The organism is Ottowia sp. (assembly GCF_047601385.1).
GTDB lineage: Bacteria > Pseudomonadota > Gammaproteobacteria > Burkholderiales > Burkholderiaceae_C > Ottowia.
The window spans coordinates 3,666,961-3,690,028 of sequence record NZ_JASGJP010000001.1 but is presented as its reverse complement, the minus strand read 5'-3'; the positions used below and the strand labels follow the sequence as shown (position 1 = coordinate 3,690,028).

The 23,068-nt window shown below is 70.3% G+C and carries 24 protein-coding genes; 6 read left to right on the top strand and 18 right to left on the bottom strand.

Translation table 11 applies throughout. The features are described 5' to 3' along the window. Positions 1 to 10 precede the first annotated feature (10 nt). From QM772_RS17935 to QM772_RS17900, 8 genes are all read right to left on the bottom strand, one after another. Positions 11 to 1,222 carry an ABC transporter substrate-binding protein gene (locus QM772_RS17935; RefSeq protein ID WP_415138901.1) on the bottom strand — a complete coding sequence of 404 codons (1,212 nt, stop codon included), beginning with the start codon at positions 1,220 to 1,222 and terminating at the stop codon, positions 11 to 13. Between the two features lie 194 nt (positions 1,223 to 1,416). Further along, complete coding sequence (locus QM772_RS17930; RefSeq protein WP_415138899.1) at positions 1,417 to 2,136, bottom strand: ABC transporter ATP-binding protein; 720 nt, start codon at positions 2,134 to 2,136, stop codon at positions 1,417 to 1,419. Beyond that, complete coding sequence (locus tag QM772_RS17925) at positions 2,126 to 2,875, bottom strand: ABC transporter ATP-binding protein (RefSeq protein WP_415138898.1); 750 nt, start codon at positions 2,873 to 2,875, stop codon at positions 2,126 to 2,128. The genes QM772_RS17930 and QM772_RS17925 overlap by 11 nt, the downstream gene beginning before the upstream one ends. A 2-nt stretch (positions 2,876 to 2,877) precedes the next feature. Continuing rightward, positions 2,878 to 3,807 (bottom strand): branched-chain amino acid ABC transporter permease, encoded by a 930-nt coding sequence (locus tag QM772_RS17920; protein WP_415138897.1) that lies wholly within the window; start codon positions 3,805 to 3,807, stop codon positions 2,878 to 2,880. Next, on the bottom strand, positions 3,800 to 4,675 hold the full coding sequence (locus QM772_RS17915) for a branched-chain amino acid ABC transporter permease (protein WP_415138895.1): 876 nt from the start codon (positions 4,673 to 4,675) through the stop codon (positions 3,800 to 3,802). Before QM772_RS17915 ends, QM772_RS17920 begins: the two co-directional genes overlap by 8 nt. 176 nt (positions 4,676 to 4,851) lie before the next feature. Then, positions 4,852 to 6,021, bottom strand: coding sequence for an ABC transporter substrate-binding protein (locus QM772_RS17910; protein WP_415138893.1), 1,170 nt, complete (start codon positions 6,019 to 6,021; stop codon positions 4,852 to 4,854). A 288-nt stretch (positions 6,022 to 6,309) separates the two neighbouring features. After that, the gene (locus QM772_RS17905) at positions 6,310 to 6,732 is read right to left on the bottom strand and encodes a YybH family protein (RefSeq protein ID WP_415138891.1); all 423 of its coding nucleotides are present in this window, start codon (positions 6,730 to 6,732) and stop codon (positions 6,310 to 6,312) included. 26 nt (positions 6,733 to 6,758) lie between these two features. Next, positions 6,759 to 7,571 carry an enoyl-CoA hydratase/isomerase family protein gene (locus tag QM772_RS17900; RefSeq protein WP_415138889.1) on the bottom strand — a complete coding sequence of 271 codons (813 nt, stop codon included), beginning with the start codon at positions 7,569 to 7,571 and terminating at the stop codon, positions 6,759 to 6,761. A gap of 241 nt (positions 7,572 to 7,812) precedes the next feature. Between QM772_RS17900 and QM772_RS17895 the strand changes: the two genes are divergently transcribed. Genes QM772_RS17895 through QM772_RS17880 form a run of 4 tightly spaced genes read left to right on the top strand, consistent with a single transcriptional unit; the run spans position 7,813 to position 13,517 of the window. Further along, the gene (locus tag QM772_RS17895) at positions 7,813 to 8,403 is read left to right on the top strand and encodes a hypothetical protein (RefSeq protein ID WP_415138887.1); all 591 of its coding nucleotides are present in this window, start codon (positions 7,813 to 7,815) and stop codon (positions 8,401 to 8,403) included. A gap of 20 nt (positions 8,404 to 8,423) precedes the next feature. After that, on the top strand, positions 8,424 to 10,010 hold the full coding sequence (locus QM772_RS17890; RefSeq protein ID WP_415138885.1) for a rhodanese-like domain-containing protein: 1,587 nt from the start codon (positions 8,424 to 8,426) through the stop codon (positions 10,008 to 10,010). A 36-nt stretch (positions 10,011 to 10,046) separates the two neighbouring features. Further along, entirely contained in the window at positions 10,047 to 12,659 is a 2,613-nt protein-coding gene (gene mutS / locus QM772_RS17885; RefSeq protein WP_415138883.1) for a DNA mismatch repair protein MutS, read from the top strand. A gap of 30 nt (positions 12,660 to 12,689) precedes the next feature. Next, positions 12,690 to 13,517, top strand: a complete 828-nt coding sequence (locus tag QM772_RS17880; RefSeq protein ID WP_415138881.1) for a peptidase — start codon at positions 12,690 to 12,692, stop codon at positions 13,515 to 13,517. 12 nt (positions 13,518 to 13,529) lie between these two features. On the opposite strand, the gene QM772_RS17875 is transcribed toward QM772_RS17880, so the two are convergent. Beyond that, positions 13,530 to 13,832 carry a hypothetical protein gene (locus QM772_RS17875; RefSeq protein WP_415138879.1) on the bottom strand — a complete coding sequence of 101 codons (303 nt, stop codon included), beginning with the start codon at positions 13,830 to 13,832 and terminating at the stop codon, positions 13,530 to 13,532. Between the two features lie 60 nt (positions 13,833 to 13,892). Between QM772_RS17875 and QM772_RS17870 the strand changes: the two genes are divergently transcribed. Next, positions 13,893 to 14,699 carry an alpha/beta hydrolase gene (locus tag QM772_RS17870; RefSeq protein ID WP_415138877.1) on the top strand — a complete coding sequence of 269 codons (807 nt, stop codon included), beginning with the start codon at positions 13,893 to 13,895 and terminating at the stop codon, positions 14,697 to 14,699. 100 nt (positions 14,700 to 14,799) lie between these two features. Beyond that, complete coding sequence (locus tag QM772_RS17865) at positions 14,800 to 15,585, top strand: siderophore-interacting protein (protein WP_415138875.1); 786 nt, start codon at positions 14,800 to 14,802, stop codon at positions 15,583 to 15,585. An 80-nt stretch (positions 15,586 to 15,665) separates the two neighbouring features. On the opposite strand, the gene QM772_RS17860 is transcribed toward QM772_RS17865, so the two are convergent. Genes QM772_RS17860 through QM772_RS17820 form a run of 9 tightly spaced genes read right to left on the bottom strand, consistent with a single transcriptional unit; the run spans position 15,666 to position 22,977 of the window. Continuing rightward, entirely contained in the window at positions 15,666 to 16,226 is a 561-nt protein-coding gene (locus QM772_RS17860) for a histidine phosphatase family protein (protein ID WP_415138873.1), read from the bottom strand. Next, entirely contained in the window at positions 16,223 to 17,017 is a 795-nt protein-coding gene (locus QM772_RS17855; protein ID WP_415138871.1) for an adenosylcobinamide-GDP ribazoletransferase, read from the bottom strand. Before QM772_RS17855 ends, QM772_RS17860 begins: the two co-directional genes overlap by 4 nt. A gap of 17 nt (positions 17,018 to 17,034) precedes the next feature. Beyond that, the gene (gene cobT, locus QM772_RS17850) at positions 17,035 to 18,087 is read right to left on the bottom strand and encodes a nicotinate-nucleotide--dimethylbenzimidazole phosphoribosyltransferase (RefSeq protein ID WP_415138869.1); all 1,053 of its coding nucleotides are present in this window, start codon (positions 18,085 to 18,087) and stop codon (positions 17,035 to 17,037) included. Positions 18,088 to 18,122: 35 nt separating this feature from the next. Beyond that, positions 18,123 to 19,763 carry a cobyric acid synthase gene (locus QM772_RS17845; RefSeq protein ID WP_415138867.1) on the bottom strand — a complete coding sequence of 547 codons (1,641 nt, stop codon included), beginning with the start codon at positions 19,761 to 19,763 and terminating at the stop codon, positions 18,123 to 18,125. After that, the gene (locus QM772_RS17840) at positions 19,760 to 20,782 is read right to left on the bottom strand and encodes an aminotransferase class I/II-fold pyridoxal phosphate-dependent enzyme (protein ID WP_415138865.1); all 1,023 of its coding nucleotides are present in this window, start codon (positions 20,780 to 20,782) and stop codon (positions 19,760 to 19,762) included. Before QM772_RS17840 ends, QM772_RS17845 begins: the two co-directional genes overlap by 4 nt. A 44-nt stretch (positions 20,783 to 20,826) precedes the next feature. Continuing rightward, positions 20,827 to 21,810 (bottom strand): adenosylcobinamide-phosphate synthase CbiB, encoded by a 984-nt coding sequence (cbiB, locus tag QM772_RS17835; protein ID WP_415138863.1) that lies wholly within the window; start codon positions 21,808 to 21,810, stop codon positions 20,827 to 20,829. Then, complete coding sequence (locus QM772_RS17830) at positions 21,807 to 21,935, bottom strand: hypothetical protein (protein ID WP_415138861.1); 129 nt, start codon at positions 21,933 to 21,935, stop codon at positions 21,807 to 21,809. The genes cbiB and QM772_RS17830 overlap by 4 nt, the downstream gene beginning before the upstream one ends. 1 nt (position 21,936) lies before the next feature. Then, positions 21,937 to 22,518: a cob(I)yrinic acid a,c-diamide adenosyltransferase gene (cobO, locus tag QM772_RS17825; RefSeq protein WP_415138859.1), complete on the bottom strand. Its 582-nt coding sequence runs from the start codon at positions 22,516 to 22,518 to the stop codon at positions 21,937 to 21,939. Positions 22,519 to 22,578: 60 nt separating this feature from the next. Then, positions 22,579 to 22,977: a hypothetical protein gene (locus QM772_RS17820; RefSeq protein ID WP_415138857.1), complete on the bottom strand. Its 399-nt coding sequence runs from the start codon at positions 22,975 to 22,977 to the stop codon at positions 22,579 to 22,581. Positions 22,978 to 23,068 lie beyond the last annotated feature (91 nt).

The following is a 23,068-nucleotide window of genomic DNA, read 5'->3' as shown; positions in this document are numbered from 1 at the left end:
TGACCCACTCCTAGTTCTTCTTGACCAGGGGACACTCGCTCTTGGACAGAGGCCGGAAGGCCTCGTCGCCCGGCACGACTCGCACGAGCTTCACCAGATCCCACGGATCCTTGGACTCGGACGGTTTCTTCGCCTGCACGAGGTACATGTCATGCACCATGCGTCCGTCCTCGCGCAGCTTGCCGTTCTTGGCGAACATGTCGTTGACGGGCATCTCACGCATCTTGGCCATGACCGTCTTGGAATCCTTGGTATTAGCGGCCTGCACGGCCTTCAGGTAGTGCGAGACCGTCGAATAGACCCCCGCCTGGGTGTCGTTGGGCATCTTGCCGCCATGCTTGGCCTGAAAGCGCTTGGACCATTCGAGCGCCTTGGGGCTTGCCTCGGGAAAGAAGCCTGTCGTAAAGAGGAGGCCCTGAGCGTTGTTCAACCCCATCGACTTCAGATCGGTCAGAAAAACGACAGTCCCCACGATCTTCTGTCCGCCGTCGGCGATGCCGAACTCGTGCGCTTGATGCACGACCTTGACCGTGAAGTCACCCGCAGCAGCCATCACGATGTACTGCGCCTTGGACGCTTGAGCCTGCAGCAGGAACGAGGACATGTCCGTGGTGTCGATCGGGATCCGCACCGCCCCGACGACCTTGCCGCCCGCCTCCTTGATGAAGGACTCGGATGAGTTCTGCAGGAAGGTACCGCCTTCGTTATCAAGCGTGAGAAAGAACCAGGTCGAACCGGGCTTGGCCTCGGACACCAGGACCTTGCCAGATGAATAGGAGTCGTAGGTCCACATCGCGCCTGTGGGTGAACAGGCCTTGTTCGTGGCCACGTCGGCCGATCCTGACGAGATAAGAGAAATGCGACCCAGGTCCTTAGCGATATTCTGGACCGCCAGGGCAGCGCCCGAGCTCGCCAGATCGACGATGACGTCGACGCCTTTGTTTTCGTACCACTCACGCGCCAGGGATGCCGCAACGCTGGGTTTATTCTGATGGTCTCCGGATACTAGTTCGATCTGACGACCAAGAACCTTGCCGCCGAAATCCTCGATCGCCATCTTGGCCGCGACCACCGATCCCGCCCCAGCCACATCGGAATAGACGCCAGACATATCGGTCAGCACGCCGATCTTGACGGGCTCACTTGAAGTTTGTGCGCTGGCCTGAAAACCAGCCAGTGCCGCCAATCCGGCCAGTGCGACCGCTACGATGGATTTCCGCATGCTTTGTCTCCTTTGATGGTTTAGTACAAGTCTCGAAGTTAGTCTGGCTACACACTGAAAGCAACGCAAGCATTCACAATGTTCCGTGCATTGGAATAGCGGTTCAGCGCATGTCATGAGCCACCTTGATGGTGATCGGTAGGCGTTCCGTTCATGCATCGACCCGGATTTCCACGTCCCGGGGAATGCGATGCTCATAGCCCCAGATAGGCCTTCTTGATGTCCGGATCGTTCAGGAACACGTCCGAAGGCCCGTGCTTGACCACCGCGCCCGATTCCAGCACATAGGCATAGTGGCTCACGCGCAGCGCCACCTCGGCGTTCTGCTCCACCAGCAGCACGGTCACGCCCTGCTTGTTGATGTCGCGCACCACCGCGCTGATGACATTGACGAACGCGGGCGCCAGGCCGATGGTGGGCTCGTCGAGCAGCAGGACGCTGGGCGCGCTCATCAAGGCACGCGCCACCGCCACCATCTGCTGCTGGCCGCCAGAGAGGGAGCTGGCATCGCTCGGCAGTTTGACCTTGAGATCAGGGAAGTAGTGCAGGCAGGTGTCGAACAACTCGGCGCGCCTGGCCATGTCACGGATGCGGTAGACGCCCATCTCCAGGTTCTCGCGCACCGTCATGCTGCCGAACAGGCGCCGGCCCTCGGGTACCAGGGCAATACCGTGGTCGAGGATGACATTGGGCGCACGGTTGGTCAGCGGCTTGCCGCCCAGCGTGACCTCGCCCGAGCGCACCTTCACCAGGCCGGTGATGGCCTTAATGAGCGTGGACTTGCCCGCGCCGTTGGCACCGATCAGGCCGACGATGCTGCCGCCCTTCACTTCCATGTTCACGCCGGTGACGGCCGGCACGGCGCCGTAGTTGACGCACAGTTCGCGCACGGCCAGGGTGTGTTCAGAGGTCATGCGCTTCCCCCAGGTAGGCCTTGAGCACCACATCGCTGCTCTTCACCTCGTCGGGTGTGCCAGTGAAGATGATCTCGCCGTGGTGCAGCACGTAGATGCGGTCGCAGATGGCCATGACGGCGCGCATGTTGTGCTCTACCAGCAGCATGGACATGCCGTACTCCGATTTCAGTCGGCGATAGACCTTCAGGGTTTCGGCCACCTCGGTCTGGTTCAGGCCGGTGAGCGGCTCGTCGTAGCAGATCAGTTGCGGCCGCGCGGCGAAGGCGATGGCCATGCTCAGCAACCGCTGCAAGCCGTGCGGCAGGTTCTTGGCCACCGCGTTCGACTGGTCGGACAGGCCGAACAGCGCGAGCGCTTCTTCGATCACCCGCTCCTGCTCGGCATGGCGCACGCGGCCGTTGCGCGTGCCGCCCAGCGCGCCGATGAGTACGTTGTCGCGCACCATCATCGTGGGCAGGTAGCTGCCATGCTGGAAAGTGCGCACCAGACCCTGGCGGCTGATGCGCTCAGGTGTGGCGCCGGTCATGTCAGCGCCGGCGATGGTGAGCTGGCCCGTGGTGGGTTGAAGAAAGCCGCTGAGCAGGTTGAACGTGGTGCTCTTGCCCGCGCCGTTGGGGCCGATGAGGCCGACGATCTCGCCCGCGCGGATGTCGATGTCCACGCCCGAGACGGCCAGCAGCCCCTTGAACTGCTTGGACAGGTTGCGGCCCGTCAGGAGGGTGTTGGTGCCTGCCATGCTCAGCGCCCTCCCTTGCCGTCGCGCAGCTGCCCGCGCAAGCTACTCAAGGCGCCCATCAGCCCTTTGGGCATGAACAGCACCGACAGCACGATGGCCGCCCCGTACAGGATGTGCTCGCTGCCGCCCATGCTCTGCGCCCAGCTGGCTACGCCCACCAGCAGTACCGCGCCGATGACGGGGCCGAGCGGGCTGTCCTCGCCGCCCACCTTCAGGTAGGCCAGCGCGAAGGTCGAGAGCATGAAGCCGAAGTCCAGCGGGCTGATGACGTTGTTGGCGTAAGCGTGCAGCGAGCCGATCAGCCCCGCCACCGCCGAGGCGATGGCGAAGCACACCACCTTGGTGAGGAACACGCGATTGCCCACGCTGCGCACCACGTTCTCGTTGTCGCGGATGGCGATGAAGATCTTGCCCAGGTGCGAGCGCTCGATGGCCAGCATGCCCAGGATGAGCGCGAAGCACAGCGCGGTGGCGAAGTATTTGTAGTACGGGTCGAGCCACATCGGCGGGAAGATACCCACCAGGCCCGAATTGCCGCCCAGCGCGTCGGTGCGGGTGTAGAGCAGGCGCATCGCCTCGGTGAAGGCGAAGCCGATCAGCAGGAAGTACGGCCCCTTCACTTTCAGCGTGATGCCGCCGAAGACGATGCTCACCCCCAGCGCCAGCAGGCTGCTGAGCACCAGCGTGACGAAGAAGGGCCAATCCACCGTGTTGGCGATGGTGCCGGTGCAGTAGGCGCCGATGCCATAGAACGCGGCCGAGGCGAAGTTCAGCTCGCCGATCAGCAGCACAAAGCGCAGGCTGGACGCCAGTGCCGCCGCCAGCGCCATCCAGACCATCAGGCTGCCGGTGTAGCTACCGCCGAAGGCCACGCAGGCCAGCAGCACGCAACCGATGAGCGCGATGCCGATCGAGTCCTTGTGCTCAGTCATTTCCGAAGAATCCTTTCGGCCGGACCAGCAGCACGACCATGACGATCACGAAGATCGCCAGGTTGGCCAGCGACGGGTCGAAGTAGAAGCCCACGAACGACTCCAGCAGCGCGATCAGCACGCTGCCCACGATGGCGCCGACGATGCTGCCCATGCCGCCCACCACCACGGCGATGAAGCCCTTGACGAGGTACGAGTCGCCCAGCGTGGGCGTGACGGCGGCCGACGGCGCGATCAGCATGCCGGCGATGGCGGCCACGGCAGTGGCCAGCAGAAAACCGTACAGCGCGATCTGCCGGTAGGCGATGCCCTGCAGCATGGCCGCCTCGTGGTCGATGGCAACGGCGCGCAGCGCCTTGCCGAAGCGCGTGCGTTGCAGCAGCACGATGATGGCCGCCGTCAGCAGCGCCGCGAACACCAGCAGCACCAGCCGCTGGCTGGACACCGTCAAGCCCAGGAAGTGCACGTTGCCCTCCAGCAGCGCCGGCACGGGCCGCACTGCGCCGCCGAAGACCTCCAGCATGATGCCCTCGAACAGCAGCACCAGCCCGGCCGACAGGATGAAGGAGCCGATCATGTCGCGCTCCAGCCGCTTGAAGCCGAACTGGTAGACCACCAGCCCGGCCACCATGCAGGCCGCCAGCCCCGCCAGCCCTGCCAGCAGGTAGGCGGCCCAGCCGTGCCCCAGGCTGGGTGCCAGCGCCCCCAGCGCCAGCGACAGCACCAGCGCACCGAAGGTGAAGAACTGCCCGTGCGCGAAGTTCACCACCTTCAGCACGCCGAAGATGATGGTGAGCCCGAGCGAGAAAAGGATGTAGACCGAGCTGATCTGCAGCGCCGTGAACAGCAACTGGAGGATGTCCTGCATGGGCATGGCTCCCGGCACGCCCGGCGACGGGCATACCCCGTGTGGAAGAAGGTTCGCTATCAGTTAGAGAGCTGCTTGCGCTTGCTGCTACTTGATTTCAGATAAAGATCATCTGAAATATTTTGTAGGCAAGCGCCCGCAGCTCATATTTCAGGAGTCTGCGACTCGGCGCCGGCTCACTTCTGCACCCGATCCACCTCCTTCAGCGCGTTGCCCACCAGCTGGGTGATGATGACCGGGATGAGCATCTGCTGGTCGCTGCCGTAGACGGCCTTGCCGCCGAAGCCCGTGTCGCCGAAGAACCCCTTGAACTTCACGGTGAACATGGCTTTGCCGACCTCTTCGGGATCGATGCTCTGCGCCTTCTCCATGGCGGCCTTGAGGGCCCACACCGCGTCATAGAAACCGATCTGGATGGCGTTCACGCCCTCGCCGGTGGCCTTGCGCACGCTGTCGTCCAGCGATTTCTGGTGCGGCGTCATGCTGGATGCGTCGACGGCGGCGCCCAGGTAGGCGCCCTCTACGGCATCCTTGCCGGTGGCCAGCAGGCCGTCGGCGCCGGTGCCCACCTCGACCACCTTCACACCGTTCCAGCCCAGAGCTTTCAGCTCCTTGAAGACCAGCCCAGCATCAGCCGGGGGCATGGTGCCCAGGTCGACCACGTCGGGCTTGGCCGCGGCGAGCTTGGCGGCAATCGGCTGGAACTCGCTGGTGCCGCGCTCGTACCAGTCGCTCACCAGCACCTTCACGCCATTCTTCTCCCATGCCACCTTGGCGACTTTCTCGGTCTCCTGTCCGGTGGCGTCGTTGGGGTTGAGCATGACCACCGTCTTGATGGCGGGATTCAGCTTCTTGATGCTGGCGATCAGCGGCGCAACGATCTCGTTGGGCGTGTTCATCTGCGTGAAGGTCAGCGGGAACTTCGGCCCCTTGATGCTGCTGCCCCAGCCGGACGTGAACATCAGAACCTTACGGCGCTCGGTCAGCGACTGCAGTGCCCGCACCGGCGCCGTGCCGATGCTGCCGGCCACGAACTTCACCCCGTCGCGCTCCACCAGCGCCTGCGCCACCTTGGCGCCTTCAGCGGCGTTGTACTTGTTGTCGTAGCCCACGCACTCGAAGTCATAGGTCTTGCCCTTGACCTTGACACCACCCTGCGACTTGACCTCTTCGGCGGCCTTGGCGCACATCACTTCGGCGCCCTTGCCCCAGTTCGCGCCCGAGCCCGACAGCGGGACGGACATGCCCAGCTTGATGGTGTCGGCCGCCGCCAGGTGGGTCACCGCCAGAAGCGATGCCGCACCGACGACCTTGGCCAGTGCCGACAGGTGGAACGTGTTTTTCATGATGTCTCCTTGAGGTTGGGATAGACAGGCTGGCAAGGGCTGCATCACCCTGACCATGACTGCATTGGACGAGTCCGTGCCCGGGTGCGTCAACGGCTCTCGCTCATATGTTCCGTACATTGGCATACTCGATTTCCCAGGCCCACTCTCTTGAATAAAAAGTCTTCCAGGCCTTGTGCATCAAGCACCGGCAGCTCCTATTTATGGAGCATGTGCAAACGATCGGGTACTGCGGCGCATCGACACCAGCCGGAGATTCGGGAGCGCGCGCGCCCTGCGCGCCCCGCATCAATCCTGGCCCAGCGGCGGCGCCTCAGGCACGGTGGAGAAGTGGTGGTCGAGGATGCGCCAGCCGTCGCCTTCCTGCCGCAGCACCAGCGTGGCGCGCAGCGTGGAGCGCGTCTGCTCGCCTCCCGCCAGCGTGAACGCGAAGTGCACCATCCCTTGCGCCAGCACGCAGCCGCCGGGCAGCACGCGCAGTTCGGTGCCGGACATCCTCATGGCGCCCGCGAGGATCACACCGTCGTACGACGCGAAGTAGCCCCGGATGGCTGCGCGGCCCACGGCATGCCCCGGCCGGCCGCCGAACAGCAGGCCGTCCTCGGCATAGACGGCGGACAAGGCCGCCGCGTCCCACGTGGCGCCCGCGCGGTTCCAGTCGGCCACGACCTGGGCCAGCGCCGAAGATGCGAAGTCCGCTGAATCCTGCATGCTCATAGCCTCCGGCGGGCGCCGCTTCAGGCCCCGGGCAGTTGCGCCGACGGGAACCGGGGCGCGCGCTTCTCGCGCAGCGCCGCCAGGCCTTCCTTCACGTCGGGGCCCAGGAAGCACAGCATCTCCAGCGCCAGCGAGTTGTCGAACACCGGCCCCGCCAGGCGCATCCAGTTGTTGAGCGATTTCTTGGTGGCGCGGATGGCGGTCTGGCTGCCGCGCGCCAGGTTGGCCGCGATCGCCAGCGCCTTGGGCAGCACCTCGGCGCGCGGCGCGCAGAAGGTGACCAGGCCGATGCGCTCGGCCTCGCGCCCGTCGATCATCTCGGCCGTCATCAGGTAGTACTTGGCCTTGGTCATGCCGCACAGCAGCGGCCAGACGATGGCGGCGTGGTCGCCGGCCGAAACGCCCAGGCGCGTGTGCCCGTCGGTGAGGCGCGCGTCCTCGGCCATCACGCTGACGTCGGCCAGCAGCGCCACCGCCAGGCCCGCGCCCACGGCCGTGCCGTTGATGGCCGAGACGATGGGCTTGTCGCAGGCCAGCATGTTGTAGACGATGTCCGAGGCTTCCTTCATCACCCGCAGGGTCGCCTCCTGGCTGTTCGACATGGCCTCCACCACCGACAGGTCGCCGCCGGCGGAGAACGCGCGCTCGCCGGCGCCCGTGACCACGGCGACCTTGACGCCGGGGTCGTCGTGCACCACGCCCCAGACCTGGGTCAGCTCCCAGTGCATGCGGTCGTTGGTGGCGTTCATCACCTCGGGCCGGTTGAGCGTGATCAGCAGCACGCCGTCGGGCTGGCGGTCGAACAGAAGGAATTGGAAGTCTTCGTAGCGCATAGCGGTCTCGGTGCAGAAAGTCTTGCGGCCATTCAGCCATCCGGCCGCGACAGGCGCAACAGCCGCCGCGCATATGTTCCGTACTTCGGATGAGGTGCGCGCCCATCACCCTCCAGCGGTTAGCATTGCCGAGTGCGCCCGCTCTTCACGGGAATGCTCGCCGGCTTGTCGATCCGGCTATTCCCTGGCTGATCGGAGAACCGGCAGCAGCGGCATCGGCGCCGAACACAAGGAGACCCCGGTGACTACCGTCAGTGAACAACGCAAGCAGGCCGTCAGCGCGGCCATCGCGCAGATGAAACGCGCCATCGGCGAGGCCGAACCCACGCGCGCCTCCCTCGCCACCGTCCTGGCCTGCCTGGAGGCGATCGCCGCCCGGCCCGAGCTGTGGCAGGCGGCGAACTTTCCCCCGCCCGAGGCCGGCGAACACCAGGCCCGCTACATGATCGCGGAAGACGCGGACCAGAGCTACGCGCTCTACCTGAACGTGATGCGCCCGGGCAAGAAGATCGTGCCGCACAACCACACCACCTGGGCCTGCATCGCAGCGGTGGAGGGCACCGAGGTCAACCGCGTGTACGAGCGCACCGATGACGGCACCGTGCCCGGCGTCGGCACGCTGCGGGAAACAGGCCGCATCCTGGTGGAGCCCGGCCACGGCATCGCCCTGATGCCCGAAGACATCCATTCGGTGCAGATCGAAGGGGAGCAGGTCATCCGCCACCTGCACATGTACGGCCGCGCGCTGGAGACCCTGAACCAGCGCACCGCCTACGACCTGGATCAAGGCACCTGCCAGACCATGAGTATTGGCGTGCAGACGCGCCGCTGACCACGCCCCCGCCTCTTCACATGACGATCGAACGCATTGTCCCCGCCCTGCTCAAGACCTGGCTGCACGATGGCGAGGAGATCGCCGTGCTCGACGTGCGGGAGCACGGCCAGTACGGCGAGGCCCACCTCTTCCATGCGACCCCCCTCCCCTACAGTCGGCTGGAGCTGGAGGTGCAGCGCCTGGTGCCGCGACTCGATGTGCGCACCGTGGTGTACGACGACGGTACCGGGGACGATGAAGAAGGCGGCGTCGCCCAGCGCGCGGCGGCGCGGCTGTCGGCCCTGGGCTATCGCCGCGTCGGCGTGCTGGCAGGCGGCACCCGGGGCTGGCGGGCCGCCGGCTACGTGCTGTTCGCGGGCGTCAACCTGCCCTCCAAGACCTTCGGCGAACTGGCCGAGAAGACCTACCACACCCCCCGGGTGTCGGCACCGCAGCTGGCGGCCATGATCGCCGGCCCCACGCCGGTGGTGGTGCTGGACGGCCGCCCGGCCTCCGAGTTCCGCAAGATGAACATCCCCACGGCCACCTGCTGTCCCAACGGCGAGCTGGCCTACCGCGTGCGCGCCCTGGTGCCCGACGACACCACGCCGATCGTGATCAACTGCGCCGGCCGCACGCGCTCGATCATCGGCGCGCAGACGCTCATCAACCTCGGCATCCCCAACCCCGTCTATGCGCTGGAAAACGGCACCCAGGGCTGGTTCCTGGCCGATCAGGCGCTGGAACATGGCGGCACCCGGCGCTACCCCGACGGCTCCGGCAGCCCGGCCCTGCGCGAGGCGGCGCACCGGCTGGCCGGGCGCTTCGGCGTGCCGACGGTGAACGCCCAGGCCGTGCGGGCCTGGGCCGCGGACGCCGGCCGCACGCTGTTCCTGTGCGACGTGCGCACGCCGGAGGAATTCGCCCAGGGCAGCCTGCCCGGTGCGCAGCACACGCCGGGCGGGCAGCTGATGCAGGCGTTCGACCAATACATCGGCGTGCGCGGCGCCCGGCTGGTGCTGTTCGACGACGATGGCGTGCGCGCGCCCACGGTCGCCAGCTGGCTGCGCCAGATGGGGCATGACGCCTGCGTGCTCAAGGGCGGGCTCTCCAGCGGGCTCTCGCTGCCGGCCCCCAGCACGCCCGTGCCGCCCGCGCTGCCCACACTCTCCGTTCAGGCGCTGGCGACGCGCCTGGCGCGGGGCGACATCGCCGTCGTCGACCTGCGCCCCGGCATGGCCTACCGCGCCGGGCACATCGACGGCGCCCGCTGGTCCATCCGGCCCCGGCTCACGGCCGACCTCGCCGGCGAGACGCGCCAGATCGCGCTGGTCGCCGACGAACCCGCGCTGGCCGCCTGGGCCATGACCGAATGCCAGCCCGCCCAGCCGCCGCTGCTGCTGGAAGGCGGCATGGCCGCCTGGCGCGCTGCCGGGCTGGGTGTGGTGGCCACGCCCGATACGCCCAGCGATGCGGCATGCATCGACCACCTGTTTTTCGTGCACGACCGGCACGACGGCAACAAGGAAGCCGCGCGGCGCTACCTGGCCTGGGAAACGGGCCTGGTCGGCCAGCTCGACGCCCAGGAGCTGGCGTCTTTCCGCCTGCCCACCGCTGGCGCCTGAGGGCCTGCACCGCCCGGCCCTCATCCTGACCAACCTATGGAGAACGCAACCCATACGCCCGTCATGGCGCAGTACATGGCGCTCAAGGCCGAGTACCCCGACACGCTGCTGCTGTACCGCATGGGCGACTTCTACGAGCTGTTCTATGCCGATGCCGAGAAGGCCGCGCGGCTGCTGGACATCACGCTGACGCAGCGCGGCCAGTCGGCCGGGCAGCCGGTGGTGATGGCGGGCGTGCCCTTCCACGCGCTGGAGAACTACCTGGGCCGGCTCATCAAGCTGGGCGAATCGGTGGCGATCGCCGAGCAGGTGGGCAACGTGGCCACCGCCAAGGGGCCGGTGGAGCGCAAGGTGGTGCGCGTGGTGACGCCCGGCACGCTGACCGACAGCGAGCTGCTGTCCGAGAAGACCGAATCCATCCTGCTGACCGTGCAGCCCGGCGCGCGCGCGCGCTGCGGCCTGGCCTGGCTGGCGGTGACGCAAGGCCAGGTGCACCTGGCCGAATGCGCCGAGGGCGACCTGCCCGGCTGGCTGGAGCGCATCGGCGCGAGCGAACTGCTGCTGCCCGCCGAAGCCACCCCCGCCTTCGAGCAGCGCCTGGCCCGCTTCAAGCCCGCCACCGGCCGCGCGCCCGCGCTCACCCGCCGGCCCGCTTTCCAGTTCGACGCGGCGCTGGGCCGGCGCAAGCTGCTGGAAGCCCTGGGCGCGGCCAGCCTGGCGGCCTGGAGCGCCGAGGACTGCCCCCAGGCCCACGCCGCCGCCGCCGCGCTGCTGGCCTACGCCGAACACACGCAGGGCCGCGCGCTCACGCACCTGAGCGGGCTCAGCGTGGAACGGCCGGGCGAGCTGATCGAGCTGCCCGCCAGCACGCGCCGCAACCTGGAGCTGGTGCAGACGCTGCGCGGCGAGGATGCGCCCACGCTGCTGTCGCTGCTCGACACCTGCCAGACCGGCATGGGCAGCCGCCTGCTGCGCAGCTGGCTGCTGGCGCCGCCGCGCGACCGCGCCGTCGCCAGCGCGCGCTTGGAGGCCATCGGCCGCCTGCGCCAGGACGGGCTGTGGCAGAAACTGCGCGCGCTGTTGAAAGGCACCAGCGACGTCGAGCGCATCACCGCCCGCCTGGCGCTGGCCCAGGTGCGCCCGCGCGAGCTGGTGGCGCTGCGCCATGCGCTACAAAAAAATGAGCTTCTGGCGCTCGTCCTGCAAGCGCCGGAGGCACTTTTGGCTCGTATTTCCGAAGACCTGGCACCGCCCGCCGAAGCGCAGGGCCTGCTGCAAGCCGCGCTGCTGGAGGAGCCCGCCGCGATGATCCGCGACGGCGGCGTGATCGCCCCCGGCCTGGACGCCGAGCTGGACGAGCTGCGCGCCATCGCCGAGAACTGCGACGCCTTCCTGATCGAGCTGGAGGCGCGCGAGCGCCAGCGCACCGGCATCGCCAACCTGCGCGTGCAGTTCAACAAGGTGCACGGCTTCTACATCGAGGTCACGCAGGGCCAGGCCAGCAAGGTGCCCGACGACTACCGCCGCCGGCAGACGCTGAAGAACGCCGAGCGCTTCATCACGCCCGAGCTGAAAGCCTTCGAGGACAAGGCCCTCTCCGCGCAGGAGCGCGCGCTGGCGCGCGAGAAGTGGCTGTACGACCGCCTGCTGGCCGCGCTGCAGCCGCACGTGCCCGCCCTCACCCGCTTCGCCCGCGCGCTGGCCTCGCTGGACGCGCTGGCCGCCCTGGCCGAGCGCTCGCTGACGCTGAACTGGTGCGCCCCGCAGTTCGCGCGCGAGCCCTGCATCGAGATCCGCGGCGGCCGCCACCCGGTGGTGGAGGCGCGCCTGGCCGAGACCAGCGGCGCGCCCTTCATCGCCAACGACACGGTGCTGGGCCCCAAGGCCCGCATGCAGGTCATCACCGGCCCCAACATGGGCGGCAAGAGCACCTACATGCGCCAGGTGGCGCTGATCGCGCTGCTGGCCGGCATGGGCAGCCACGTGCCGGCGCAGAGCTGCCGGCTGGGGCCGATCGACGCCATCCACACCCGCATCGGCGCCGCCGACGACCTGGCCAACGCGCAGTCCACCTTCATGCTGGAGATGACCGAGGCGGCGCAGATTCTGCACGGCGCCACGCGCGAATCGCTGGTGCTGATGGACGAGATCGGCCGCGGCACCAGCACCTTCGACGGCCTGGCGCTGGCCAGCGGCATCGCCGCGCACCTGCACGACAAGGTAGGCGCCTTCACCCTGTTCGCCACCCACTACTTCGAGCTGACCGAGTTCCCGGCCACGCACCACGCGGCCGTCAACGCGCACGTCAGCGCGGCAGAAACCAGCGGCTCGGGCGGCCACGACATCGTCTTTCTGCACGAGCTGCAACCCGGCCCCGCCAGCCGCAGCTACGGCATCCAGGTGGCGCGGCTGGCCGGCGTGCCGCAGGCGGTGGTGAACCACGCGCGCCACGCGCTGGCGCAACTGGAGCGCGGCGCCAGCCAGGCCCAGGCGCAGGTCGATCTGTTCACCGCGCCGCCCGCCGAACCGGCGGCGGCCCAGGTGCCCTCCCCCGTAGAATCGGCGCTGTCGGGCATCGACCCCGATGCCCTGAGTCCACGCGAGGCGCTGGACGCGCTCTACCAACTGAAGAAACTCCTGGCCCGCTGACCGCCCGCGCGCCCCCTGCCAAGCCTTCCGATGACCTACTGCTGCGCCATCAAGACCAACGCCGGCATGGTGTTCCTGTCCGACTCCCGCACCAACGCCGGCGTCGATTCGATCAGCACCTTCCGCAAGATGCTCGTCTACGAGCGCCCGGGCGACCGCTTCATGGTCATGCTCTCGGCCGGGAACCTGTCGATCTCGCAGTCGGTGCGCGAGATTTTGCAGACCGAATCCATCCGCGACCCCGAGACGGGCGACCCCGTCACCATCTGGAACGCGCGCAGCATGTTCGACGCCGCGCAGGTGCTGGGCGCCGCGGTGCGCCACGTGAACCACCGCGACGGCGACGCGCTGCGCCAGTCGGGCCTGGAGTTCAACGTCTCGCTGATCTTCGGCGGCCAGGTGGCCGGCGAGGGCATGCGGCTGTTCCTGGTGTACTCGGCCGGCAACTTCATCGAGGCCACGGCCGAGACGCCCTACTTCCAGATCGGCGAGTCGAAATACGGCAAACCCGTGCTCGACCGCGTCATCACCCCCGAGACGCCGCTTCAGGAAGCCGCCAAGTGCGCGCTGGTGTCGATGGACTCCACCATCAAGTCCAACCTGTCCGTCGGCCTGCCGCTGGACCTGGTGGTGTACGAGGCCGGCGCCCTGCAATCCGACCGCGTGGTCTGCATCGACAACGACAACCCCTACTTCCGCATGCTGCACGACAGCTGGGGCCAGCGCCTGCGCCAGGTGTTCGACAGCATCGAGGATCCGCAGTGGAACGGGGGCCAGACCGACATCCCGTTGCGCGTGGCTTCGCCGCGCCACCCGCCGCTCAAGAAGATCAGCACCGCGCACGAGCGCCTGATCTGACCCCCCGCCGCCTCAGCCCGCCAGTAGGCGGTAGGCCAGGTAGGCCAGCAGCGCCACGATCGCCCAGCCCGTGACGGCCGACGCCGAGCGCGGCACCTCGCCGGGCGACAGCCCCTCGCGGAACGCGCCCAGCTTGGGCGGGGGCGCCGCCTTGCGCGGCTTCGGCGCGGCGGGCGCGGCCGGCTTGCGGCCAGGCGCCGGTCTGCCCGGCGCGCCGGCCCGCAGTTTCAGCAGCAGCTTGATCGCCTCGACCGGCTCGCCCCGCTGGAACGCGGCGGCCACCTCGGGCGGCAGGGATTCGGGTGGGGTAGCCATGGAGCGCCATGCTACTGCGGCGCGCGGCCTGGAGCCAGCCGGCGGCACAATCGCGCCACCATGCCCACCCTGATCTTCTCCCACGGCAACAGCTTTCCGGCCAGTACCTACCGCGTGATGCAGGACAGCCTGCGGGCGCGCGGCTTCGAGGTGCACGCGGTCGAGAAATACGGCCACGACCCGGCCTACCCCGTCACCGACAACTGGCCGCACCTGGTGCGCCAGCTGGCCGACTTCGCCCGCGCGCGCACGCCCGCCGGCGGCCCGCCGCCCTGGCTGGTGGGCCACTCGCTGGGCGGCATCCTCAGCCTGATGTGCGCCGCGCAGCACCCCGAGCTGGCGCGCGGCGTGGTGCTGCTCGACTCGCCCGTGGTCAGCGGCTGGCGCGCGCGCGGCCTGGGCCTGGCCAAGCTGGCGCCGGCGCTGGTGCAGCGCTTCTCGCCCAGCCAGGTCAGCCGCCGGCGCCGCAACGAGTGGGCCGACCGCGAGGCGGTGTTCGAGCACTTCCGCGGCAAGAAGCTGTTCGCCGCCTGGGACCCGCAGGTGCTGCACGACTACGTGGACCACGGCATCGTGGACACCGACGGCCGCTGGCGCCTGGCCTTCGACCGCGAGGTCGAATCGCGCATCTACGACACGCTGCCGCACCACATCGAAGACCTGCTGCGGCGCCACCCGCTGAAGTGCCCGCTGGCCTTCGTCGGCGGCCTGCAATCGGCCGAGCTGCGCCAGGTGGGCGGCATCGAGGGCACGCGCCGCATCGCCAGGGGCCGCGTGACGATGCTCGACGGCACGCACCTGTTCCCGATGGAAAAGCCCCTGGCCACCGCCGCCGCGGTGGAGGCCAGCCTGCGGGCGATGGGCTGATGCCGCTTTATGAACCAAATCGGCCTCCAGCGCTTGTCTGGCAAGCGCCGGCAGCTATCTATACAGGAGCATCCGGCGATCCGCCGGCACCCGCGCTGACATGAGCCCACCCCTGCCCGAACCCCTGATCCAGCGCGTGCGCCACCCCTTCGCCGCGCGCCACGCGCAACTGCGGGCGCGCGAAAAGCTCAGCCCCGGCTTCGTGCGCGTGACGCTGGACGGGCCCGAGCTGGCAGGCTTCGCCAGCGCGGGCTTCGACGACCACGTCAAGTTCATCCTGCCGCAGGAGGGGCAGGACAAGCCCAACCTGCCCCGCATCGTCGATGGCCGCCCGCAGGTCGATGGCGCGCGCCCCACCATGCGCGACTACACGCCGCTGCGTTTCGACGCCGAGGCTTGCACGCTGCAACTGGACTTCGCCGTGCACGGCGGCGGCCCGGCCGAGGCCTGGGCGCTGAACGCGCCGCTCGGCCAGTGGGTGGGCCTGGCCGGCCCGCGCGGCAGCATGGTGGTGCCCGCCGCGCTGGACTGGCACCTGCTGCTGGGCGACGAGACCGCCATGCCCGCCATCGAGCGCCGCCTGGCCGAGCTGCCCGCGGGCACGCGCGCCATCGTGCGCGTGCAGCTCGCCGACCCGGCCGACGCGCGCGCCTGGACCAGCCGCGCGGCGCTGGACTGCGCCTTCGTGCCCTCACTGGCGCAAGCGCTGGAGGCGCTGGCGCTGCCGGCGGGCGCCGGCTTCGTCTGGGGCGCGGGCGAGAACGCGCTCATGTCCGCGCTGCGCGCGCCGCTGCTGGCCCAGGGCGCGGACCCGAAGCGCATGCGCCTGTCGGCGTACTGGAAGCGCGGCGTGGCCGATCACCACGAGGAACTGGCGGAAGGCTGATACGCGCATGGATGCGCGTTGGTTCAACAGGAGCCGTTCGGGCTGAGCCTGTCGAAGCCTCGCGCAGCGCTTCGACAGGCTCAGCGCGAACGGCTGGGCTGAACGCGCAGCGCACGGCCGAAGGGCAACGGTTCGGCCGGCCAGTCAGTGGCGCGCTCGGGCAGCCGTACGCCGCGCGCCAGCAGCAGCACGGCGCGCATCACGCCGGCGTGGGTGATCCACACCGCGGGCTCGCCGCGCGCGCGGTGCGCGTCCCAGGCGGCGGCCACGCGCGCCATCAGCTCGCGCACGGTTTCGCCGTCGCCGGCGGGGCGCGCGTCGGCGAAGCCGGCCAGCCAGGCGTCGAAGTCGGCGCGCGGGATGTCCGCCCAGGGCACGCCTTCCCAGCCGCCGAAGTCCATCTCGCGCAGGCGCGCATCGGTTTTCAAGGTCAAATCGGGCCGCAACGCTTGCAGGACGCGCGCGAGCTGCTCGCAACGTTGTAGCGGCGAGGCGTGTACCGCCAGGCCCTCGGGCAGCGCAACGGCCAGGCGTTCGGCGGCGGCGCGGGTGGCTTCGGGCTCGGCAGACAGGTCGCTCGCGCCGTAGCACAGGCCCGGCGCGGCCAGCACGGGCGCATGGCGCACCAGCCACAGCGTCATGCCAGCGCCAGCCCCAGGTAGAGGGCCAGCTCGCACACCTGCTGCGTGGCGCCCAGCGTGTCGCCGGTGAAGCCTTGCAGGCGCCGCCGCAGCAGGTGCAGCATGGCCGCCAGCGCACATGCCCAGAGCAGCAACGCCGATATCAAATAAATAGCACCCCGCGCTTGCCACATCAGCGCCAACGCCGGCATCGACCACAAAAATCCGATGGTGAAGCCAGCACCCGGAACGGCCTGCGCCAGCGGCTTGGCCTTGGCCCGGTCTTCGTCGCCCGCGTAGGGCAGCGTGCGCATCACCACCAGCGGCGCCAGGCGCGAGAGCGCGTGCGCGGCCAGCAGCGCGGCCGCCGCGCTCCCGGCGCCGCGCTGGGCGATCAGCGCCAGCAGCGCCGCCTTCAGCCCGAGCGCCAACACCAGCGCCAGCGCGCCGTAGCTGCCGATGCGCGAGTCCTTCATGATGGCCAGCGCGCGCTCGCGGCTGGCGCCGCCGCCCAGGCCGTCGGCGGTGTCGGCCAACCCGTCCTCGTGAAAGCCGCCGGTGAGCCACACGGTGGCGGCCGTGGCCAGCCCCGCCGCCGCCAGCGCGCCCAGCGGCCCGGCCGGCAGCAACGCCAGCGCCAGCGCCATCACCCCCGCCGCCACCGCGCCCACCACCCAGCCGACGGCCGGGAAGTAGGCGGCGCTCGCGTTCAGCATGGCCGGGCTGTAGCCCACCCACTCGGCCAGCCGGCCGGTGACCGGGATACGGGTGAAGAACTGCAGCGCGAGCAGGAAGTGGCGCAGGGCTTGCACGCGGCCAGGCTCCGGGTTCAGTCATTGGCGGCGGTCCGGTCGGACACGCCGGCCGACTCGAAGCTGGCCATCTCGTTCAGGATGCGGCAGGCCGATTCCAGCAGCGGCCAGGCCAGCGCGGCGCCGCTGCCCTCGCCCACGCGCAGGCCCAGGTCGAGCAAGGGCTCGGCGCCCAGCAGTTGCAGCAGGCGCGCGTGGCCGCGCTCGTCCGAGCGGTGGGCGAACACGCAGCGCTGCAGCACCGGCGGCGCGAGGCGGCTGGCCACCAGCACGGCCGCGCTGGCGATGAAGCCATCGACCACGATCACGCGCCGCTGGCGGGCCGCCTGCAAGACCGCGCCGGTCATGGTGGCGATCTCGAAGCCGCCCAGCGCCGCCAGCGCGTCGAGCGGCGCCGCCGCGCCGGCGTTGGCCGCCAGCGCCTGGCGCAGCACGGCCGTCTTGCGCGCGATGCCGCCGGCATCGAGCCCGGTGCCCGCGCCGGTCACCTCGGCCACGTCCAGGCCGCCCAACCGCGCCACGAGCAGCGACGCGGCGCTGGTGTTGCCGATGCCCATCTCGCCCAGCAGGAGCGCGTTCCCGGGTAGCCCATCGACCAGTTCGATGCCGTTGCGCACGGCCTGCGCGCACTGCGCGGCGCTCATCGCCGGGCCGATGGACGAGTCCTGCGTGCCCGGCGCGATGTTGCGAATCAACAGACCTGGCGCCGGATCGAACGCATGCCGCACGCCGCAGTCCACCACCGTCTGCGCGATGCCGTGCTGGCGCGCCAGCACGCTCACCGCCGCGCCGCCGGCCAGGAAGTTGCCCACCATCTGCCAGGTCACGTCGCTCGGGTAGGCCGACACGCCGCGCGCGGCGATGCCGTGGTCGGCGGCGAACACCACGAGCTGCGGCTCGGAAAACCGCGGCTCGGCCGTGCCCAGGATGGCGCCCAGCCGCAGCGCCAGCGCGGCCAGCCGGCCGAGCGCGCCGCGTGGGACGGTCTTGCGGTCGATGCGCTGCCGCAGGGCGGCGGCGAGCGCGGAATCGGCCAGATCGGGAATGTCGGGCAGTTGCAGGGGGGGCATGATCGGCCGGTGGTCGGAGGTCGGGGGCAGGGATGTCAGGGCGCGGCCAGCGCGTCGAGGAAGCCGGGCGCGGCCGCGGCCGCCAGCGTGCCCGCCAGGCGGTCGAAGACCTCGTCCAGCGTCGGCGCGCGGGCGCCGAACAGCGCGTGCAGCACGGCGGCGTCCTCGAACAGGCCGTGCAGGTACACGCCCAGCACGTTGCCGGCCGCGTTCTGCCACGCCAGGCCAGGGATGGCCTCGCGCGCCACGTCGCCCTGGGCGGCCATGGCCGGGTGCCGGGCGGTCTGGCCGTGGCGGATTTCGTAGCCGCTGGCCGCCACGCCCGACAGCGGCGCCCACGCGCCGCGCAGCACGCCGAACAGCGTGTGCGTGCGGCGCACGGTCTTGCGCGGCTCGAAGCTGGTGACCAGGGGCAGCAGCCCCAAGCCCGGCGAATTGCCGTTGCTTTCCACGCCATGCACGTCGATCAGCGCCTCGCCCAGCATCTGCAGGCCGCCGCAGATGCCCAGCACGCGGCCGCCGCGCGCGGCGTGCGCGGCGATGGCCGCGTCCAGCCCCTGCGCGCGCAGCCAGGCCAGGTCGGCGGCGGTGGCCTTGCTGCCGGGCAGCACGATCCAGTCGGCGCCGGCCAGGTCGGCCGGGCCGCGCGCCCAGCGCAGCTGCACGCCGGGCACGTTCTTCAGCGGCTGGAACTCGTCGAGGTTGCTGATGCGCGGGTAGGCCACCACGGCGATGCGCGTGCGCGCGACACCCGCTGCCGCGCTGGCGCGGTCGAGCGGCGACGGGCCGCCCCTAGCCGCGAGGGGCCCCTCGGGGGGCAGCGAGGACACGACAGTGCCGAGCGTGGGGGCCATATCGAACACACCGTCTTCTTCCGGCAGCCCGTGGTTCCACTGCATGGGAATGGTGGCGACCACCGGCACGCCGGTTTTCTGGCGCAGCATCTCGGGCGCGGGGGCCAGCAGCGCCGCGTCGCCGCGGAACTTGTTGAGCACGAAGCCGCGCAGGCGCGCGCGATCGGCCTCGGGCAGCAGCGCCCAGGTGCCGTAGAGGTGCGCGAAGGCGCCGCCGCGGTCGATGTCGGCCACCAGCAGGCAGGCGGCGTCGGCGTGGCGCGCCACGCGCAGGTTCACCACGTCGCTGGCCATCAGGTTGATCTCGGCCGGCGAGCCGGCGCCTTCGATCACCACGATGTCGTTGTCCGCGCGCAGCTCGTCGAGCGCGGCGGCGATGTGAGGCCACACGCGCTCGCTGCGGCCGCGCCAGGGCAGGTCGCTCAGCTCGCGGTCCACGCGGCCCATCAGCACCACCTGGCTGCGCGTGTCGGCCTCGGGCTTGAGCAGCAGCGGGTTCATGCGCACGTGGGGCTCGGCGCGCGCGGCCAGGGCCTGGAAGTACTGCGCGCTGCCGATTTCCCCCAGCTCCCCGTCGAGGCCGGCCCCCGAGCCGCCGCCGGGCCGCCCCAAGGCGGCGAGCGCCCCCTCGGGGGGCAGCGAACCATGCGAAGCAGGGAGCGTGGGGGCCATGACCACGCGCGCGTTGTTGCTCATGTTTTGCGCTTTGAACGGCGCCACCTTGAAGCCCTGGTTGCTGTACCAGCGGCACAGCGCGGTGGCAACCCAGCTCTTGCCGGCACCGCTGCTGGTGCCCAGGACCATGATGCAGCGGGCGCTCATGTAGCTTCCCTCAACGTCCCCATCAGCGCATCCTGCACCTCCGGCGCCACCACCGCCATGCGCACCCGGCCGGGCAGTCCGAAGCTGGCGCAGTCGCGCAGCTTGAAGCCGCTACGGCGCCACTCGATCAACATCGATTGCATATCAAATCGGCCTCCAGCGCTTTCTGGACAAGCGCCAGCAGCTACAAAAAAATTAGCAACGCTGGGCTCCACCCGCCAGCCGGCGTCGCGCAGCAAGGCGACCTGCCGCGCCTTCCAGCCGCGCAGCGTGGCGCGGCAGCCGGCCAGCCAGTCGTGGGCGGGCAGGGTGGCCCAGTTTTGCAGCAGCGCCTCGCCGTGCGCGCCCAGCGGCCACGAGGGCGCCAGCGCGCGCACGCGCGCCAGCAGCGCGGCATCCGCGCCCTGCGGCGCGATGGCGTAGGCCGCGCGCACGCCGGTGAGGCCAAGCGCCTTGTTGGGCGTGACGAGGCGCCACGCGCGGTCCAGCGCGGCAGCGTCCAGCGCCAGCGCGCCTTCCAGGCGCAGCGGCTCGTAGGCCATGTCGAGCACCAGCGCCTGGCCGGGGCGCAGCGCGGCGGCCAGGTCGGCCAACCCTGCCTGCGGCTGGCCGAGCGGGCTGGACGGGTCGCAGGCCCACAGCAGCGCGGCCCGCGCCGGATCTTCGGCCTGCGCCAGCCCGGCGGCCTGCGCCGCGCGCGCGTAGTCGCCATAGGCGTGCGCGGGCTGCCACATGGCGGCACCTGGGCCAGCGAGCAGCGCCACGGCGGTGCTGATGCGCTGGATGAACTCGCTGCCGCTGGCCGCCGGCACGATGCGCCCGGGCGCCACGCCGTGCCACGCGGCCAGTTGCACGGTGAGCGCGGTGCAGGCCGGGTCGGGGTAGCGGCGCGCGTCGGCCGCCCGCACGGCGCGCAGCGCCGGTGGGTACGGGCCGCAGGCGTTGGCGTTGGTGGACAGGTCGTGCAGAGGCACGCCATCGGCATCGGGGCCACCGTGTAACGGCACTCCTGTATTCATAGCTTGTGGCGCTTGTCTGGCGGGCGCTGGCGGCCTATTTTGCTTCAAACCAGCAACGCAGCGCAGGCCAGCAGCGTCGCCGCCAGCGCGGTGCGCGAGCCGATGGCGCAGGCGCGCAGGGTGTCGGCCGGCTCGGGCGTGCGGCCCGCCGCGTTCAGCGTGTAGACGCCCGGCTTGCGCAGGTGCACGCCCAGCGCCAGCGCCATGGCGCCCATCGGCCAGCCGCCGTTGGGCGACGGCGTGCGGCGCGCCTCGGCGGGCAGCCGGCCCAGTGCGCGCCCTGCCCCGCCCAGCAGCGCGATCAGCAGCGCGGTGAGGCGCGCCGGCAGCCAGGCCAGCACGTCGTCGGCGCGCGCGGCCCACTTGCCGGTCCAGGTCCAGTCGCGGGCGACACCGGCCAAGGTGCGCTCGCCCCGGTAGCCCCACATGGCGTCGGCGGTGTTGGCGAAGCGAAACAGCGCCGCGCCCGGCAGCCCCAGCAGCACGAACCAGAACAGCGGCGCCACCAGCGAGTCGTTCAGGTTCTCCGCCAGCGATTCGATGGCGCTTTCGCGCACCTCGTGCGGTGAGAGGTCGGCCACGTCGCGGCTGACCAGGCGGGCGAGCTGCGCGCGCCCGGCGGGCAGCGATTGGGCCAGCGCGCGCTCCACCGCCAGCACCTCGTCATGCAGCAGCGCCCAGGCCATGAGCGGCTTCAGGAACAGGCCCAGCGCCAGCGCCGCCAGCCAAGCCGGCTGCGTCAGCACCCAGGTCTGGAACAGCCACGCCAGGGCAAAAACCGCAGCCGCCGCCGCGCACCAGGCGAGCGCCGCGACCCAGAACACCCGCGCATCCGAGAGCACGCGCGGCGCGCCCGCCGCCGGCGCCAGCCGCGCGCCGGCCCAGCCCAGCCAGCGGCCCATCCACACCACGGGGTGCCAGCGCGCGGGCGGCTCGCCCAGCAGGCGGTCGATGGCCAGGGCCAGCGCGGGGGCGCAGGCGATCAAGACCCCTTCGGCACCGAAGGAATCGAAGGGCAGCCAGATCATTCGCCGCGCCGCCGAGAAGATCGCGTGGCGGTGCCGAACTCGAGCAGGCCGAGGCCGCGCAGAGCAAGCAGCGCGGACATCTCGCCCAGGGGCGTGGGGTAGCGGCGCAGCAGCAGTGGGGACACGTCAGTCCTCGATACCTCGCTGCGCAGGAACACCGGCCTTGTAGGCGTGCTTGACCAGGGTCATCTCGGTCACGGTGTCGGCCAGCTCGATCAACTCGGGCGGGCAGCGGCGGCCGGTCAGGCACACGTGCACGTCCTTCGGGCGCTCGCGCAGCGTTCGCAGCACGTCGTCCAGCGGCAGCCAGCCGTAGATCAGCGGGTAGGTGATCTCGTCCAGCACGACCAGGAAGTGCTCGCCGTCCAGGAGGGCGGCGCGGGCCTTCCGCCAGCCGTCGCGCGCCAGTTGGGCGGAGTGATCGAGATCCTTGCTCTTCCAGCTGAAGCCGTCGCCCAACCCTTCGATGGGCAGGCCGATCTGCTCGAACATGCGGTGCTCGCCGAAGCGCGCCGTAGGCACCTTCATGAACTGGAAGATGCGCACCTGCCTGCCGTGCACGTGCCGGCGCCCGAAGGCGCGCAGCGCCAGGCCGAAGGCGGCCGTACTCTTGCCCTTGCCGTCGCCGGTGTGGACCAGGACGAGGCCGCGGCGCTCGCCCTCGGGCTTGGCGGCGTTGCGCTCGATGGGCGGTGTTTCGATCTGCAAGTGCGGAGGCTGATGAACGAAGTTGCGCCGGGTATAGCACGAATCGCCCGCCGGCCGGCCTCACTCCATCGCGCTGCGCCGGGCGCGCCGCACCGCTTCCGCGTCGGTGCGGCCGGCGCGCTGCAAGGGCACGCCGAACAGGTAGGCCAGCACCGAGACCAGGGCCATCAGCACCAGCGCGGCGACGGCCGGCCGCGCCGGCAGGCCGCGCGCCAGCCCGCCGTAGACCGCCAGGACGAACGCCCCGCCCACGATGGGCAGCGTGGCCAGCATGGCGCGGAAGCCGCTGACCTCCACGCCCAGGCCGCAGGCGCGGCAGGCGACCGGGCGGTCCCAGCCCAGCGCGATCTTGCGCCACGCGGGCAGCGCCTGCAGGCCGCAGTGCGGACAGCGCAGGCGCAGCGCGTTCGCCCAGAAGCGCAGCGGCGGCGCGGCGGCGAGGTCTTGATTGGCTTGCATCCGAACACCCTCCTGAACTGGCTGGCGGCACTGCCTCGCGGCGGGCATCGCGCCAGCGCAGTCCCGGCGAGCTGATTCTGTATGAATATTT

What these genes read in the sequence shown, in the direction of transcription:
- QM772_RS17860 (WP_415138873.1), bottom strand. Translation starts at nt 16,226, where the DNA reads ATGACGCTGTGGCTGGTGCGCCATGCGCCCGTGCTGGCCGCGCCGGGC.
- QM772_RS17925 (WP_415138898.1), bottom strand. Translation starts at nt 2,875, where the DNA reads ATGGCAGGCACCAACACCCTCCTGACGGGCCGCAACCTGTCCAAGCAG.
- QM772_RS17840 (WP_415138865.1), bottom strand. Translation starts at nt 20,782, where the DNA reads ATGAATACAGGAGTGCCGTTACACGGTGGCCCCGATGCCGATGGCGTG.
- QM772_RS17900 (WP_415138889.1), bottom strand. Translation starts at nt 7,571, where the DNA reads ATGCGCTACGAAGACTTCCAATTCCTTCTGTTCGACCGCCAGCCCGAC.
- QM772_RS17880 (WP_415138881.1), top strand. Translation starts at nt 12,690, where the DNA reads ATGACCTACTGCTGCGCCATCAAGACCAACGCCGGCATGGTGTTCCTG.
- QM772_RS17910 (WP_415138893.1), bottom strand. Translation starts at nt 6,021, where the DNA reads ATGAAAAACACGTTCCACCTGTCGGCACTGGCCAAGGTCGTCGGTGCG.
- QM772_RS17935 (WP_415138901.1), bottom strand. Translation starts at nt 1,222, where the DNA reads ATGCGGAAATCCATCGTAGCGGTCGCACTGGCCGGATTGGCGGCACTG.
- QM772_RS17930 (WP_415138899.1), bottom strand. Translation starts at nt 2,136, where the DNA reads ATGACCTCTGAACACACCCTGGCCGTGCGCGAACTGTGCGTCAACTAC.
- QM772_RS17865 (WP_415138875.1), top strand. Translation starts at nt 14,800, where the DNA reads ATGAGCCCACCCCTGCCCGAACCCCTGATCCAGCGCGTGCGCCACCCC.
- QM772_RS17870 (WP_415138877.1), top strand. Translation starts at nt 13,893, where the DNA reads ATGCCCACCCTGATCTTCTCCCACGGCAACAGCTTTCCGGCCAGTACC.
- cobT (WP_415138869.1), bottom strand. Translation starts at nt 18,087, where the DNA reads ATGCCCCCCCTGCAACTGCCCGACATTCCCGATCTGGCCGATTCCGCG.
- QM772_RS17915 (WP_415138895.1), bottom strand. Translation starts at nt 4,675, where the DNA reads ATGCAGGACATCCTCCAGTTGCTGTTCACGGCGCTGCAGATCAGCTCG.
- mutS (WP_415138883.1), top strand. Translation starts at nt 10,047, where the DNA reads ATGGAGAACGCAACCCATACGCCCGTCATGGCGCAGTACATGGCGCTC.
- QM772_RS17845 (WP_415138867.1), bottom strand. Translation starts at nt 19,763, where the DNA reads ATGAGCGCCCGCTGCATCATGGTCCTGGGCACCAGCAGCGGTGCCGGC.
- QM772_RS17875 (WP_415138879.1), bottom strand. Translation starts at nt 13,832, where the DNA reads ATGGCTACCCCACCCGAATCCCTGCCGCCCGAGGTGGCCGCCGCGTTC.
- QM772_RS17905 (WP_415138891.1), bottom strand. Translation starts at nt 6,732, where the DNA reads ATGCAGGATTCAGCGGACTTCGCATCTTCGGCGCTGGCCCAGGTCGTG.
- QM772_RS17920 (WP_415138897.1), bottom strand. Translation starts at nt 3,807, where the DNA reads ATGACTGAGCACAAGGACTCGATCGGCATCGCGCTCATCGGTTGCGTG.
- QM772_RS17820 (WP_415138857.1), bottom strand. Translation starts at nt 22,977, where the DNA reads ATGCAAGCCAATCAAGACCTCGCCGCCGCGCCGCCGCTGCGCTTCTGG.
- QM772_RS17890 (WP_415138885.1), top strand. Translation starts at nt 8,424, where the DNA reads ATGACGATCGAACGCATTGTCCCCGCCCTGCTCAAGACCTGGCTGCAC.
- cbiB (WP_415138863.1), bottom strand. Translation starts at nt 21,810, where the DNA reads ATGATCTGGCTGCCCTTCGATTCCTTCGGTGCCGAAGGGGTCTTGATC.